The 12,277-nt window shown below is 33.3% G+C and carries 17 protein-coding genes; 9 read left to right on the forward strand and 8 right to left on the reverse strand.

The window, feature by feature from the left end:
- The coding region (locus tag BLV64_RS05240) for an ISAon1 family transposase N-terminal region protein (protein ID WP_092133148.1) at positions 1 to 243 on the reverse strand (243 nt) is incomplete at its 3' end.
- A 422-nt stretch (positions 244 to 665) separates the two neighbouring features.
- Between BLV64_RS05240 and BLV64_RS05245 the strand changes: the two genes are divergently transcribed.
- A complete protein-coding gene (locus BLV64_RS05245; protein WP_092133149.1) occupies positions 666 to 1,094 on the forward strand; it encodes an FKBP-type peptidyl-prolyl cis-trans isomerase in 429 nt (142 codons plus the stop codon).
- Positions 1,095 to 1,162: 68 nt separating this feature from the next.
- On the opposite strand, the gene BLV64_RS14530 is transcribed toward BLV64_RS05245, so the two are convergent.
- On the reverse strand, positions 1,163 to 1,315 hold the full coding sequence (locus BLV64_RS14530; RefSeq protein WP_177165296.1) for a hypothetical protein: 153 nt from the start codon (positions 1,313 to 1,315) through the stop codon (positions 1,163 to 1,165).
- Positions 1,316 to 1,327: 12 nt separating this feature from the next.
- Positions 1,328 to 2,692, reverse strand: a complete 1,365-nt coding sequence (locus BLV64_RS05250; protein ID WP_092133150.1) for an NAD-dependent succinate-semialdehyde dehydrogenase — start codon at positions 2,690 to 2,692, stop codon at positions 1,328 to 1,330.
- Positions 2,693 to 2,893: 201 nt separating this feature from the next.
- Here BLV64_RS05250 and BLV64_RS05255 point away from each other — a divergent pair, with 201 nt between their 5' ends.
- The 4 genes from BLV64_RS05255 (at position 2,894) to trxB (ending at position 5,020) form a co-directional block, all read left to right on the forward strand.
- A complete protein-coding gene (locus tag BLV64_RS05255; protein ID WP_092133151.1) occupies positions 2,894 to 3,226 on the forward strand; it encodes a YtxH domain-containing protein in 333 nt (110 codons plus the stop codon).
- A gap of 3 nt (positions 3,227 to 3,229) precedes the next feature.
- Positions 3,230 to 3,577, forward strand: a complete 348-nt coding sequence (locus BLV64_RS05260; RefSeq protein WP_092133152.1) for a phage holin family protein — start codon at positions 3,230 to 3,232, stop codon at positions 3,575 to 3,577.
- Between the two features lie 2 nt (positions 3,578 to 3,579).
- The gene (locus BLV64_RS05265; protein WP_177165297.1) at positions 3,580 to 3,783 is read left to right on the forward strand and encodes a hypothetical protein; all 204 of its coding nucleotides are present in this window, start codon (positions 3,580 to 3,582) and stop codon (positions 3,781 to 3,783) included.
- A 256-nt stretch (positions 3,784 to 4,039) separates the two neighbouring features.
- Entirely contained in the window at positions 4,040 to 5,020 is a 981-nt protein-coding gene (gene trxB, locus BLV64_RS05270) for a thioredoxin-disulfide reductase (RefSeq protein WP_092133154.1), read from the forward strand.
- A gap of 85 nt (positions 5,021 to 5,105) precedes the next feature.
- On the opposite strand, the gene BLV64_RS05275 is transcribed toward trxB, so the two are convergent.
- The 4 genes from BLV64_RS05275 to BLV64_RS05290 all read right to left on the reverse strand — a co-directional run bounded on the left by BLV64_RS05275 (position 5,106) and on the right by BLV64_RS05290 (position 8,848).
- A complete protein-coding gene (locus BLV64_RS05275; protein ID WP_092133155.1) occupies positions 5,106 to 5,936 on the reverse strand; it encodes a GIN domain-containing protein in 831 nt (276 codons plus the stop codon).
- Positions 5,937 to 6,142: 206 nt separating this feature from the next.
- A complete protein-coding gene (locus BLV64_RS05280; RefSeq protein ID WP_092133156.1) occupies positions 6,143 to 7,996 on the reverse strand; it encodes a PspC domain-containing protein in 1,854 nt (617 codons plus the stop codon).
- Complete coding sequence (locus BLV64_RS05285; RefSeq protein ID WP_092133157.1) at positions 7,989 to 8,333, reverse strand: PadR family transcriptional regulator; 345 nt, start codon at positions 8,331 to 8,333, stop codon at positions 7,989 to 7,991. The genes BLV64_RS05280 and BLV64_RS05285 overlap by 8 nt, the downstream gene beginning before the upstream one ends.
- A 68-nt stretch (positions 8,334 to 8,401) precedes the next feature.
- Entirely contained in the window at positions 8,402 to 8,848 is a 447-nt protein-coding gene (locus BLV64_RS05290; RefSeq protein ID WP_092133158.1) for a DUF4870 domain-containing protein, read from the reverse strand.
- A gap of 142 nt (positions 8,849 to 8,990) precedes the next feature.
- On the opposite strand from BLV64_RS05290, the gene BLV64_RS05295 reads away from it, so the two are divergent.
- From BLV64_RS05295 to BLV64_RS05305, 3 genes are all read left to right on the forward strand, one after another.
- A complete protein-coding gene (locus BLV64_RS05295) occupies positions 8,991 to 9,446 on the forward strand; it encodes a DUF4442 domain-containing protein (RefSeq protein WP_092133159.1) in 456 nt (151 codons plus the stop codon).
- Between the two features lie 67 nt (positions 9,447 to 9,513).
- Complete coding sequence (locus tag BLV64_RS05300; RefSeq protein ID WP_092133160.1) at positions 9,514 to 10,311, forward strand: TIGR00266 family protein; 798 nt, start codon at positions 9,514 to 9,516, stop codon at positions 10,309 to 10,311.
- 140 nt (positions 10,312 to 10,451) lie between these two features.
- A complete protein-coding gene (locus BLV64_RS05305) occupies positions 10,452 to 10,649 on the forward strand; it encodes a hypothetical protein (protein WP_092133161.1) in 198 nt (65 codons plus the stop codon).
- Between the two features lie 31 nt (positions 10,650 to 10,680).
- Here BLV64_RS05305 and BLV64_RS05310 read toward each other — a convergent pair whose 3' ends face one another.
- On the reverse strand, positions 10,681 to 11,619 hold the full coding sequence (locus tag BLV64_RS05310; RefSeq protein ID WP_092133162.1) for a LysR family transcriptional regulator: 939 nt from the start codon (positions 11,617 to 11,619) through the stop codon (positions 10,681 to 10,683).
- 120 nt (positions 11,620 to 11,739) lie between these two features.
- Between BLV64_RS05310 and BLV64_RS05315 the strand changes: the two genes are divergently transcribed.
- Entirely contained in the window at positions 11,740 to 12,222 is a 483-nt protein-coding gene (locus BLV64_RS05315) for a Dps family protein (RefSeq protein WP_092133163.1), read from the forward strand.
- Positions 12,223 to 12,277: the final 55 nt, after the last annotated feature.

The raw sequence follows: 12,277 nt of genomic DNA on the forward strand, positions 1-12,277 counted from the left end.
CCATCTGCGACGTTTTACGTGAAGATAGACTGTATTACCTCGAAGTGGAAAATCTTGAATAGTGACTTCTTTGTGAAAACCATGAGCAACAAGCATTTTGGATTTCTCCTCTTTAGGAATCACATTGCGCTCTTCAAAATAAAGGTGCATTACTTCACCATTTTTTGTGTTTTTTATTAAATCGAAATGATTAATTAAAAATTCAGGGAGAATAAGTTTCAGTAATTCTAAATAATTGTCCACGGCTATTTTTTTTACAAAAATCGTAATCTTATTTCAATTCACACACAACTTTTGAGATTGATCCGGGATCAAGTCCATATTCTGGTCTTTTTAATATTTAATTGGTTTAGGTAACATTATAATCCCAACATACCACTACGACTTTAGTGTTGTAAAAAAGTATGGTGTTCTACAGAATTAGATAGACCACACATTAGATTTTTAATTGTACCCTGTAAAAATAATTGTAAAATTTATTTTACCACCAAGATTTTAAGATAATAGTCTTGTATTTCAGGAGGTTAAATGTTGTTTTTAGCCTTGTTTCTCTTAAATAAAGTTAAGTTTTTCTTAATTTAGATTGAAAAATCGCATATTCTCCTAATTTTCAATATATAAATAATAGCTTTGTACTTTATTTATTAAAATTTTAAAAACTATTTATGAGTCAAGTTAAAGAAAAGGATACGGTAAAAGTACATTACACAGGAAAATTAAATAACGGTCAAGTTTTTGACAGTTCTTTAGAGCGTGAGCCTTTAGAATTCACCTTAGGAGAAGGTATGTTAATTCCTGGTTTTGAAAAAGCTGTTATCGATATGAAAGTGAATGATAAAAAGACAGTAGAGATTCCAGTACACGAAGCTTATGGAGATGTTCAAGACGAATTATTTCATAAAGTTGATAAAGCGCAATTACCACAAGATATGGAGCCACAAGTAGGTTTAGGTTTAGTATCTAAAAGCGAAGATGGTAGAGAGCACCAATTTAGAATTGCTGAGGTTAATGAAGATCACATCGTAGTCGATGGAAATCACCCATTAGCTGGTCAGGATTTAGTGTTTGATTTAGAGTTGGTTGAAATCAAATAAGTATTGAATACTATAATTATAAAAGCCGTTTACTTCATTGTAAACGGCTTTTTTATTAAAAAAAATCTTTAAAAATCAGAAAACAAAAAACCTCCTAGTATAAGTGTTACGGCTAGTAAAATAACAACAAGAATTATAAAGGCTACCATAGTGCGCTTACTTTTCTTTTGTTCAATAATATACTTTTTTCTTTTTTTATATGCTTCCTTTAGTAATCCCATACTTTAATTTTTTTAGTGCTTAATATAAACAGTCTTAACATTCACAAATTCTCTAATACCCTCTTGAGAAAGTTCTCTTCCATACCCTGAGGCTTTTGTGCCTCCAAAAGGTAATCGGGAGTCCGATTTTACTAATTCGTTAATAAAGAAAGCCCCATCGTTAATCTCAATAACTTTCTTGCTCACGGTTTCTATATCCTTAGTAAAGACCATTGTTCCCAATCCGAATTTAGAATTCCCTGCTAGTTTTAAGGCTTCATCTAAGTTTTTTACTTTAAAAACTGGAGCAACAGGGCCAAAGGTTTCTTCCTTAAAAACGTCCATTTCTGGAGTGGCATTAGCTAGTAATGTTGCTTCAAAATACAATTTATTTCTGGAGTTTCCAACAACTACTTGTGCTCCTTTAGAAATAGCATCATCCACTTGCTTTTGTAGATCTTCAGCTAAATCTTCACGTGCTAAGGTAGAGATCGTAGTGTTTTCATCTAGCGGATTACTATATCTAAGGTTTTCAATTATGGCTTTAAATCGTTTTATAAACGTGTCGTGAATACCTTCGGTAACTATAAAACGTTTTGCTGCGATACAACTTTGTCCTGTGTTTTGCATTCTAGCATTTACAATGGTATCCATATAGGTATCCAAATCGGCGTCGTCAAGAATGATACAGGCATTATTTCCGCCTAATTCTAATACACACTTTTTTAAGTTTTTGCCCGCAATTTCTGCGATGCTTTTACCAGCTTTTTCACTTCCTGTTAAGGAAACGGCTTTTACAATGTCATTACTAATAATAGACGCTATGGTTTTATGGTCTACTAAAAGGGTTTGGAAACATCCTTTCGGATAACCAGCTTGCTCAAATAACTCCTGAATGGCCAAAGCGCAACCCGTAACGTTAGAGGCATGTTTTAGTAATACGGTGTTACCTGCGGTTACTGTTGGAATGGCAAAGCGTAAAACTTGCCAAAATGGATAGTTCCATGGCATAACGGCTAAAATGGTTCCTAAAGGGTCATAACTTATGTAGCTTTCCTCGGCTTCGGTTTCTATAATGTCATCTGCTAGGAAGGATTCGGCATTGGTTTCGTAAAAATCACAAAGGGTAATACATTTTTCAATTTCAGCTCTACTTTGGGAGATAGGTTTACCCATCTCTAGAGTCATTAATTCACTAAATTCTGCTTTGTTTTTATTGAGTAAATCGCCTAATACGGATAGTAGGGACGTGCGCTCGGAAACCGATGTTTTTTTCCAAGTACTAAAACAAGAGTCTGCTAATTCTAAGCTGTTTTCAACCTGTTGCTCCGTAAATAATGTGTATGAGTTTAGGGATTTATTATTAAATGGGTTTGTAGTATTAATGGTGTTTTTCATAAATGCTTATTTTATTCTTTGAAAATCTTGTAAAAGTTAATCATTTTGCACGTTTAACGGGTTCGTTTAACAAATGTTTAGGAATTCATTTATGTTTATTTTAAGAGAGTTAAACTGTTAATTTTGTATCTTTGAGTAGATAGCATTACAAGTAAAAAGTGTATTGCTAAAAACAAGTTTAACATTTAAAACCAACAGACTATGAACAATAACGGAAGTACAGCTTTAGGATTAATATTAGGCGCTGCAATAGGTGCGACATTAGGTATATTATACGCTCCGGATAAAGGCGTTAAAACGAGAGAGCGTTTGGCTGAAGAGGCTAACAATGCTAAAGATAGATTTGCTAGTGGCGCAATGGAAATGAGAGATCAAGTGGCGAGTTCATTACAATCTAAAAAAGTTGATTTAGAAAGTCAATTAGAACATGTGGTTACTAACGCAAGCTATAAAGCTGATGATGTGATTACAACTTTAGAAAAGAAGCTTCAGGAATTAAAATCTAAAAACAAGAAATTTCAGAAAACTTCATAATATATGTCTGTATTTGATTCAATAAATGAAACATCAAATAATGCGATAGATGCTGGTGAAAGGTATTTAAAATCTTCACACGAATATTATAGGCTTAAGATATTTCAACAGCTTTCAGTATCCCTTAGTTTGGTATTTAAAACTGTGATTATAGCTGGTCTTACGGTTGTAGGATTAACTTTTGTGGCTATAGCCTTGGCTTTCTTTATCGGGTCTATGGTAGATAATTATGCTTTAGGTTTTGTTATCGTCGGTGCTCTGTTTTTTATACTTGCCGTACTATGTTTCCTTTTAAGAAAGCATATTAATAATCTTGTAGTTAGTAACTTATCAGATAAATTCTTCGAATAATTATGAAAACATATAAAACATTAGAGGATATCGAATTTGATTTGAAAAGATTAACACTGGAGCGCAACATAGCTTTAGAGGAAATGAAAGCCGCAAAAGGACAATTTAAAGAAAGTTTACAGCCCGCAGAGTGGATGCAAACGGGTTTTAAAATGCTAGGTAAAGTCGGCGTGATGATGATTGTAAAAAAGATTTTTAGAAGATAATAAGATATAACCCCTTAAGATAAAAGGTCTGATACTAAATAGTATCGGGCTTTTTTTTTGTTTAATTATACCTGATCATGGCAGTATTATTAAGTATTTTGGGTAGAACGGAACCGTATTCATAAGTTTCATGTGATAAAAACGTGTTATAAAAGACACATAATAAATGTTTATAGAAAAATAATTACAGTTGATAACTTTGAAGCTGTTTTTCTACTAAAAATGCCTATTTTTGTTCATTATAAAATACGATAATATGTCTGATACAATTGAAAGAGTAAAATGTCTAATTATAGGTTCAGGACCTGCAGGATATACTGCGGCGATTTATGCTGCCCGTGCTAATATGGCTCCAGTATTATATCAAGGAACTCAACCTGGTGGACAATTAACAACAACCAATGAAGTTGAGAATTTCCCAGGTTACCCTGATGGAATCACAGGACCAGCTATGATGATGGAGTTGCAAAAACAAGCAGAGCGTTTTGAAACTGATGTAAGAGACGGTTGGGTGACTAAAGTAGATTTTTCAGAGAAACCACATAAAGTTTGGGTAAACGACACTAAAGAAATTCACTGTGATACAGTAATTATTTCCACTGGAGCGAGTGCAAAATATTTAGGATTAGATTCTGAACAAAAATATTTAAAGTTAGGTGGAGGTGTTTCGGCATGTGCTGTTTGTGATGGATTTTTCTACAAAAATCACGAGGTAGTTATTGTTGGAGCAGGAGATAGTGCTTGTGAAGAAGCACATTATTTATCTAAACTGTGTAAAAAAGTGACCATGCTTGTAAGAAGAGACGAATTTAGAGCGTCTAAAATTATGGCCGAACGTGTTAAAAATACCGAGAATATAGAGATATTATTCAATACAGAAACCGAAGAGGTAATTGGCGACGGACAAGTTGTTACTGGAGTAAGAGTGGTGAATAATGTAACTAAAGAAAAAACAGAAATTCCAGTAACAGGATTTTTTGTAGCCATTGGTCATAAACCGAATACAGATATTTTTAAAGACTATTTAGATTTAGATGAAACGGGATATATTATAAATAAACCAGGAACAGCCCAAACTAATGTAGAAGGTGTGTTTGTTAGTGGTGATGCCGCCGATCATGTGTATCGTCAAGCAATTACAGCAGCTGGAACAGGGTGTATGGCAGCCTTAGATGCCGAACGTTGGTTAGCAGCTCAAGACTCAACTTTTGAAGTTAGTACATCTAGCTATAATTAATTAGAGCGGTTTTAAAAACATAAAAAAAGCTGAAATATTTTAATATTTCAGCTTTTTTTTATGCTCTAAATTGTGGAATAGATTACTACTTTTTTAAGAGTCTTGCTTGGTCTTCAAATTTAATAATCTCTATTTTCGGACTGCCATAAATGTGGGTTTCGCTATATCCTGAAGCTTCTAAAGATAATGTGTTTTTAGTATCAATATATACTTTAGCTCGACCTTCGTTTGTTAAGGTGGTACTATTTGCTGTAAGCTTTTCTCCTCTAAAAGTTATAGAGTTATCCGCTCTTATTACTAAATTTTCTGTGTCACCATCTATTCTAGCAGATGCTCTTTGGTACAGGTCAAGGGTGATTTCCGGAGCATTTAATAGCGCTTCAGTTCTACTATTGTCATTAAGCTCTAGCGTCACTTTATCTGCAGTTACATTTAATTCTACTTTGCTCTTGTCACTATTAATTAATTTAAATAAATCAGTTTTAATGGTAAGAGCTGTTCGAGAAGACTCTTTGGTGACTAGCGTAAGTGAGGGTACTGTTAAATCGTTTAATGCCGATAATTCTGCGTCTTTTTTTACTTCGATATACTGTAAGGAATCTTTAAAAGTTACAGTGATATCTAATTTTTTAGAGGATCGTATTCTTTTGGTCGTATTAAAACTTAGATTCCCATCTTGCACAGAAAACTGTATAACTTCATGAAGATTATCGTCAGTTTCAATTTGTACGCTATTGGTAAGTCCTTGAAGTAATTTGATTTCAAAATCTTCTCCTATAACTAAGCGTTCAAAAGTAGTAATTGGAGTTACAACGGCGGTCACATTTCGGCTTCCTTTTATCTTTTCTGTTTGTTGTGAAAAGCCAGTAAACACCGTAAATAATGTGAGTAATGTAATTGAAATATAGTGATTCATTATTCTAATTTAAGTTAGACTACAAAGATAAGCAAAAACCATCCCAAACTTTTTAGTAAAGTAAGAAATGGTTTTTGTTTTTATGATTTAAGCGTTTGGCTTATAAAAAGATTAATAATATAATGATTACAATTAATTTTGCTAATATGATCATTGTTGTCTGTTTGTGGTTAATGTGTTGGATGTTGGTTTTATAGTGTTAAAACCTATTCGTTAGTGTCTGTATCCGAATTAATATTAATACCGCTTTCATCGATGGTTACATTAACACTTTTACTTTTTGCTTTAACACCGTTGTTATTGATTTCAAGTTCAGAATTTTTATTTTTAGCTTCTAAACCGTCTTCATTAATAAGGAGCTTTGCATCTTTGTCTTTAATATCTATGTTAACTGCAAAATCATCATCAGTGTTATCAAATGTCGTCGGACAGTCCAAACAGCGTAGTTTATTGTTTTGAACTTTTAAATAATAGTTCTCCATACCGTTATCTAAAATATCATTATATCTACTGCTGTTTTTGTGGTAACGGTAAGTGTTCTCGTTAGCTAATAAAGTACTTCCTATTGGTAAATACACTGTGATTTCTACGCGTTGATCTCTTTTTTGCTCGTCGTTTGAAATGAGTAAATGGTTGTCTAAAATCAATTCATTATTACGGAATTCGTAATTATAACTGATTGTATTTGCGCGCTCTTTCGCAGCTTCAAACGAAGCGCCTCTAGCTGTTTTTAAAATCTTTATTTTTGCAATACTATCTCGTGTCGATTTTATAATTAGACGAATATCTTGAGAGTAGGTCACTTCATCACCAGCATTGTTATAGCCGTAATTAAATGAAGAATTTCTGTAAAACTCTTCGGCGAAATTGTCATGTGCTTTCATAGAAATAACCAAGGTGTCCTTTGCAGTTATTGTGTCTAGGTTTTTTATGGTAATCGCTGGAGCTTTCTCGCTGTAAGACAAACCTTGTCGCGCTCCTATAACTGCCAAGCCTATTAAGGATAAAATCCATAGTCCTAAAAGACTAAATTTCGCAATGCTTCCAATAGATTTTAAATTAGTCACTAGTATTTTTAAGCCTAAATAAAAGAGCATAAAAAACGGAATAGCAAAGGTAAAGAACAAGAGTAAAGCTAATAACCAAATTGGTGCACCACTAGCGCTAGAAAGATCGGCAATATCACTATTAAAAAATTTAGAATGATCTAATACACTTGCCGAAATTAAACCTACAATTAGGGAAATTACAGCGGTAGCTCCAGTGAATATTAAAATAAGGCCTATAAACTTGGCGAATATTTTAAAGAAAAATGAAATGACATCAGCGATGGTATCGAAAAACGATTTAGAACTCGATTTAATACTATTCCCTTTAGCGCGTTTTACCGAATCGGAAATACTTCCAGATACCGATTCGAAGCCTTCTTTAATTTTGTTGCTATGTTTTTGGAGATCAACATTTTTTACGGTTTCCGATACATTGTCAAACCCGTCACGAATTTTTTTTTCAATGTTGGTAATATTTACACGTTCTCCGGTCATTATAATTTTTTCTGATGTTGTCTTAGCCTCAGGGATTAAAATCCATAATATAATGTAAACGAAAATACCAGTACCGACACCAAAAACAAGTAAAATCCAAACTAATCGAATCCAAGTAGCATTGATTCCTAAATAATGGCCAAGACCTGCTGAAACACCTCCAATATAAGAGTTGTCCGTATCTCTAAATAGTTTTTTAACGCCCGCTTTTTTTGCTTTGTGTTGTTTCGGTTCGTCTTCGAATATCTCGTCATCAACCAAATAATCTTCTGGCTGCCCCATGATAGAAATGATTTCGTCAACTTCTTTAATTCCTATAACTTGTTTGTCGTGTTTAATACGTTCGGCAAACAGCTCGGCAATACGTGCTTCGATATCTGCTACGATTTCATCGCGACCTTGAGAATCAGTAAATGAACGTTTTATAGCCTCAAGATAGCGTTGTAGCTTTAAATAGGCGTCTTCATCGATATGATAAAAAATGCCTGCTAAATTTATATTGACTGTTTTATTCATCTTTAGTGTTTTTTGTACTTGTTACTATGTTTACAGCATTTTGTAATTCGTCCCAAGTCGTGGTTAATTCATTTAGAAATAGTTTTCCGGTTTCCGTTAATCCGTAATATTTTCTGGGCGGTCCAGATGTCGACTCCTCCCAACGGTAATTAAGAAGTCCTGCGTTTTTTAAACGGGTTAGTAGCGGATAAATCGTGCCTTCGACAACCAGTAACTTGGCGTCTTTTAAGGTATCTAAAATCTCTGCTACGTACGCGTCGTTGTCCTTGAGTACCGAAAGTATACAGTACTCTAAAACCCCTTTACGCATCTGTGCTTTTGTGTTTTCTATCTTCATTCTCTAAAGCATTTTGTAAAAATTAAACTGTTCATTTTTTGATTTGATTGTTAAGTGTTGATGAAATTTTATTTTATAAATTTTATGTTTAATGGATACTTATATAGCTTACCCTCTTTCGCTTTTAAACTGGCGGTGAGAACACATACCAATTCCAATATAAAGGCAATAACCGCTAGAAAAACTAGAGATCCTCCTATAAATAATAAAGGAGATATAGTGCTTAAATTAAAATCGATAGGGGCGTCGAAGTTGAAATCAAAAAAATCAATTCCCTGTAGTATATCAAAGGCTAACAATGGAATGCTTACTAGGCCAATAATCATAGTGTATAGTAATAGACTGATTTGAAAATTAATGGCTTGTTTGGCATGAGCATCTATAAACTCCGACTTTTCTTTATTAGTTACCCATAGTAATAACGGACCTATAAAATTTCCAAATGGTATGATAAACCTTGTAAAGGTAGATAAGTGTATCCAAGTGGCAATAGTTTTGTGATTATTTTGATCCATAATTAAAGTATATAATAGTAGCTTATACAAATATATATCTTTAGGAAGGTATTATGCAATACAAAGTACTATAATTTAACATAAAATTAACATAGTGTTGGTGTCGCTTTTTTTTGATAGTTTTGGTCCAAACAATAAAAAAATGAAATTAACACCGCGAAAAATAAACTTATTTAACCTCGTTAAATTACCTGCTGTTTTCTTTACCGGGATTAGAGTTAAAGAGATATCAAGTACACATTGTAAAGTTGCAGTACGTCACCGATGGATTAATCAAAATCCGTTTAAATCTATGTTTTGGGCGGTTCAAGGTATGGCTGCCGAGTTAACGACTGGCGCTTTAGTGTTAATGAAAATTGAAGAGAGTGGAAGAAAAATCTCTATGTTAGTGGCCAACAATAAAGCATCATTTACCAAAAAAGCAACCGGTAAAATTACTTTTGTATGTCAGGATGGCGATAAAATTGAAGCTGCAATCCAAAGAGCGATTGAAACTAATGAAGGTCAAACGTTTTGGATGACTTCTATTGGAACAAATAGCGCTGGTGTTGTGGTTTCAACATTTGATTTTGAGTGGTCTGTTAAAGTCAAAAATTAGTTAACTTTATAAGCGGCTGTAACAAAAGTACAGGCGCGACAACTAATAGGTATTAAACTATAATATTATGACAGCACACGAAATAGATTATAAAATTTACGGAGAAGAGATGCAGTATGTCGAAATAGAACTTGATCCGCAAGAAGGCGTTGTCGCCGAATCGGGAAGTTTTATGATGATGGACGATGGCATTAAAATGGAAACTATCTTTGGTGATGGTTCTAAAAACGACTCGGGTTTTCTAGGAAAGATTTTAGGAGCAGGAAAGCGTATTTTAACTGGTGAAAGTTTATTTATGACCGCTTTTTATAATACCGTACCAGGTAAAAAGAGCGTGTCTTTCGCAGCCCCTTATCCAGGAAAAATTATTCCTATAAATCTTACTGAGTATCAAGGGAAATTTATTTGCCAAAAAGATGCTTTTCTTTGTGCAGCCAAAGGGGTTAGTGTAGGAATTGAATTTAGTAAAAAGCTCGGTCGTGGTTTATTTGGAGGCGAAGGCTTTATCATGCAAAAATTAGAAGGCGACGGGATGGCCTTTGTTCATGCAGGGGGAACAATGTCCAGAAAAGTTTTACAAGCGGGTGAGGTGTTAAGAGTAGATACGGGCTGTATTATTGGTTTTACACAAACAATAGATTATGATATAGAATTTATTGGTGGCATTAAAAACTCAATTTTTGGAGGTGAAGGCTTGTTCTTTGCCAAATTAGAAGGTCCCGGAATTGTCTATGTGCAGTCCTTGCCATTTAGCCGATTAGCTAATCGCGTGCTTGCAAGTTTACCTAAAGGAGGTAATAGTAAAGGGGAAGGGAGTATTTTAGGCGGCTTAGGAGATTTATTGGATGGTGATAACAGATTTTAGGTGTGGTTTTAGGTTTTTTTTAACAGTTAAAGTTTGAAGCTATTGTTTTTTCAATGGCTTTTTTCACTACATTTAAACGGATTAATAAACCATTTGCCTATAGTACAAATCTACCTTATTAAACTAAAATATTTATAATTATGTCAAGAGCAATGTTTGAGTACACAAAAACTGTACTTAATAAAGTCAGCTTTGATGCAAACCTATTTTGCAAAGAAGTTCAAAAAGCACTTCAGAGATTATTACCTTATGAAGTTGAAGAATTAAAAATTTTTATTAAATCTATTGTTTCTCAAAATCCAGATTTAGACCAATGTTTAATATACTTAAAAACATAAATTAAAAAGCGACTTGAAAAAGTCGCTTTTTTTATTTCGGTAAGGGACTTATTATTTTTACATTCTGGAAAGCGATTGCGCCCCTTATAATTCCAGAAATGACGTCGTGTAAGGCTTCAATAATTTGCATTTTTAATTCGCTCTTATGAAAAATTAAACTTACTTCACGTGCTGGGGAAGGTTCAGTAAAATGATGTAGGTTTTGTTTGTCTTCAGCACTTAGATCTAGGGTGTGTAAATAGGGGAGTAAGGTCATTCCTAAGCCTTCATTAGATAGTTTTATTAAGGTTTCAATACTTCCGCTTTCCAATTGAAAACTAGAAATATTTTGAGTTTTTAAGGCCTTACATAAGTTAATTACACCATCTCTAAAGCAATGCCCATCTTCTAATAACAGCATATCGTCGATATCTAAATCTGTCGTTTCAATTTTTTTCTTAATACTCAATCTGTGGTTATCGGGTATGTATGCTGTAAACGGTTCGTAGAATAACGGACGTTCTTTTATTGTATCGTTTTCTAAAGGCGTTGCCGCTATGGCCGCATCTAAGTGCCCTTCATTTAAACGCAGTATGATTTCTTCAGTAGTAAGTTCTTCTATAATTAACTTTACTTTTGAATGTTTCTTTAAAAACGTCTTTAAAAACATAGGAAGTAGAGTGGGCATTATCGTAGGAATAATTCCTAAACGAAACTCACCACCTATAAACCCTTTTTGCTGATCTACAATATCTTGAATTCTAAACGATTCATTAACTATATTTCTGGCTTGATGCACAATTTTTTTTCCAACCTCCGTGAGTTCAATCGGTTTTTTTCCACGATCAAATATTAAAATATCTAATTCATCTTCTAGCTTTTGAATTTGCATACTCAATGTTGGTTGTGTTACATAACATTTTTTTGCGGCTTTTGTAAAATTTTGTTCTTCTGCAACAGCTAGGACGTAAGAGAGTTGTGTGATTGTCATTTTGTAGAATAGTTTAAGACTATAAAAATATAAAAACTATCAATAAACCTTATACTAATTAACAAATTATTATTCATTAAATTTACAATAGGAGTAATAACAATTTAAAATCAATATATTATGGGATTAAACAGTTTAGGATTAGACAGTAAAAAAACAAAAGAAATTGCTGAAGATTTAAATAAATTATTAGCAAATTTTCAATTATACTATCAAAATTTAAGAGGTATTCATTGGAATATCAAGGGTAAAAACTTTTTTGATTTACACGTTAAATTTGAAGAATTGTACACCGATGCCAATGTGAAAGTAGATGAAATTGCTGAACGTATTTTAACTTTAGGAGAAACACCTTTACATACTTTTGACGATTATACTAAAGCGGCTAAAGTGCCGGTGGGAAAAAACGTATCTAAAGATGATAAAGCTGTAGAGTTAATTGTAGACTCTTTAAGTCAATTATTAAAAATAGAGCGTTCTATTTTAGAAAAGTCAGGAGAGGCTAGTGACGAAGGAACAAATGCTATGATGAGTGACTTTATAACCGAGCAAGAAAAAACCTTATGGATGATGAATGCGTGGTTAAACCAAAGTAATGCGTAAATAGATTTTACGATATAATTAAAGGGCGATTATTTTATAATAATCGCCCTTTTTG

The organism is Bizionia paragorgiae (genome assembly GCF_900107625.1).
Classification (GTDB): Bacteria; Bacteroidota; Bacteroidia; order Flavobacteriales; family Flavobacteriaceae; genus Bizionia; species Bizionia paragorgiae.

Bases quoted from the DNA above. Each gene is read 5' to 3' on its own strand.
- BLV64_RS05245 (WP_092133149.1), top strand. From the start codon at position 666: ATGAGTCAAGTTAAAGAAAAGGATACGGTAAAAGTACATTACACAGGA.
- BLV64_RS14530 (WP_177165296.1), bottom strand. From the start codon at position 1,315: ATGGGATTACTAAAGGAAGCATATAAAAAAAGAAAAAAGTATATTATT.
- BLV64_RS05250 (WP_092133150.1), bottom strand. From the start codon at position 2,692: ATGAAAAACACCATTAATACTACAAACCCATTTAATAATAAATCCCTA.
- BLV64_RS05255 (WP_092133151.1), top strand. From the start codon at position 2,894: ATGAACAATAACGGAAGTACAGCTTTAGGATTAATATTAGGCGCTGCA.
- BLV64_RS05260 (WP_092133152.1), top strand. From the start codon at position 3,230: ATGTCTGTATTTGATTCAATAAATGAAACATCAAATAATGCGATAGAT.
- BLV64_RS05265 (WP_177165297.1), top strand. From the start codon at position 3,580: ATGAAAACATATAAAACATTAGAGGATATCGAATTTGATTTGAAAAGA.
- trxB (WP_092133154.1), top strand. From the start codon at position 4,040: ATGTCTGATACAATTGAAAGAGTAAAATGTCTAATTATAGGTTCAGGA.
- BLV64_RS05275 (WP_092133155.1), bottom strand. From the start codon at position 5,936: ATGAATCACTATATTTCAATTACATTACTCACATTATTTACGGTGTTT.
- BLV64_RS05280 (WP_092133156.1), bottom strand. From the start codon at position 7,996: ATGAATAAAACAGTCAATATAAATTTAGCAGGCATTTTTTATCATATC.
- BLV64_RS05285 (WP_092133157.1), bottom strand. From the start codon at position 8,333: ATGAAGATAGAAAACACAAAAGCACAGATGCGTAAAGGGGTTTTAGAG.
- BLV64_RS05290 (WP_092133158.1), bottom strand. From the start codon at position 8,848: ATGGATCAAAATAATCACAAAACTATTGCCACTTGGATACACTTATCT.
- BLV64_RS05295 (WP_092133159.1), top strand. From the start codon at position 8,991: ATGAAATTAACACCGCGAAAAATAAACTTATTTAACCTCGTTAAATTA.
- BLV64_RS05300 (WP_092133160.1), top strand. From the start codon at position 9,514: ATGACAGCACACGAAATAGATTATAAAATTTACGGAGAAGAGATGCAG.
- BLV64_RS05305 (WP_092133161.1), top strand. From the start codon at position 10,452: ATGTCAAGAGCAATGTTTGAGTACACAAAAACTGTACTTAATAAAGTC.
- BLV64_RS05310 (WP_092133162.1), bottom strand. From the start codon at position 11,619: ATGACAATCACACAACTCTCTTACGTCCTAGCTGTTGCAGAAGAACAA.
- BLV64_RS05315 (WP_092133163.1), top strand. From the start codon at position 11,740: ATGGGATTAAACAGTTTAGGATTAGACAGTAAAAAAACAAAAGAAATT.